The sequence below is a fragment of the Nitratidesulfovibrio liaohensis genome (assembly GCF_011682075.1).
Lineage (GTDB): Bacteria > Desulfobacterota > Desulfovibrionia > Desulfovibrionales > Desulfovibrionaceae > Cupidesulfovibrio > Cupidesulfovibrio liaohensis.
The window spans coordinates 1-1,350 of the sequence record NZ_VSMK01000560.1; the positions used below are offsets into that span (position 1 = coordinate 1).

General features: G+C 70.6%; 2 pseudogenes. Both read right to left on the reverse strand.

Going from position 1 to position 1,350, the window contains the following annotated elements:
* Positions 1-621 (reverse strand): annotated as a pseudogene (locus tag FVW27_RS15870) (glycosyltransferase); the annotation flags it as partial.
* A 107-nt stretch (positions 622-728) separates the two neighbouring features.
* Positions 729-1,350 (reverse strand): annotated as a pseudogene (locus FVW27_RS15875) (hypothetical protein); the annotation flags it as partial.

Here is a 1,350-nt window from a genome sequence, read left to right on the forward strand (position 1 = left end):
GGCGCGCAGTGCGCTGGCCCGGCGGTCCTGCAACGGGGCCGCGTCGGGGTAGCCGCGCGGGCAGGAGCCGGGACAGCCGGTACGCCAGCCGTCGCAGTCTATGGGATACACGCAGCCGCCGGTCAGCAAAGAACAGTCGTGCACGGTGATGATCAAGGGCACAGGGGGAACGGGAGGAACGGGGGTAACGATGGGCAGCGACGGCGCGGCCTGGCCCGCTGCGCCGGAAATGCCCGACTGCCCTGATTGGCCTGACTGGCCTGACGGGCTCAACTGCTCCGGCTGGCCCGCCCGGACGATGGAGCCAAGGCAGGCCGTCCAGTCCAGCGTGGCGTGCAGGTGCAGGGGCATGCCGGGCATCAGGCAACCGCCCACTCCGGCGGCGGGCACCACGCCGTGCACGGCCCCGCCGTCGGCATATCCGTCAGCGGAACCGACGGCGGCGCCCCCATTGGGGCTGTCCGCGTCCGAAATATCGCCATCCAGGATTTCGCAGGTCCGGTGCACCACCACACCGCGCCGGGCAAGCCCCCGCGCCAGCATGTGCGCCACCCGCGTGGCCCCGCCCCGGTGGGAAAGCAGGGTATGAAAATGCAGTGCTGCCGGAAGCGTGGTGGTCATGCGCCCTCCTCGCCGTCGTGGGGCGTGGCCTAGTTCGCCGGTAGTGCCGGGCATGCCGGTCATGCCAGTCGTGCCGCCGGTTATGCCTGTCGTACCAGGCGTGCCGGTTATGCCGGTCGCTCCGGCAGTTCCGGTTGCGGCGCTGCCCGGCGTTCCAGAAGGTCCTGCTTCAAGGCCCACAGCAGCAGGAAAGTGGCCGCCTCCTGCGCCATGCCTTCTCCCGTCAGCATGTCCAGCAATTGGCCGACAGACGCGGGCCGGCGCGCGGCAAAGAGCAGCCGTTGCAACAGCCGGGGCGGCACCAGCCGTTCCACCCCGGTGTACAGCACGGGAAATTCCTGCTTGCGGTACACGGCCTCGCCCGCTCGGGTCCAGCGCAGTTCCATGGCGCGGTCGAACTGCGCGGTGGGATAGGCACCGAACACCTCGGCATACGGCATGTGCAGCGGGTGAACGGCTTCGCGCAATTCGCGCAGGGCATCCGCGCCCATGCTCCCCGTGTCGCCCATGTTGCCAATGTCGCCCCCGGATTCCGCATACGACCCACCGGCGGTGGTGGAACCGGCCATGCCGTCATCGAGCGTTCCGGTCACGTAGCCACCATTCCCGCCGGGCGCGGGTTGGCGCCACAGCGCCTCCCACAGGTCCAGCCAGCGGGCGACCACGCCGTCCCAGGTGAATTCCGCCAGCACCCGCGCCCGCGCGGCGGCGCCCATGCGGGCGCGCAGG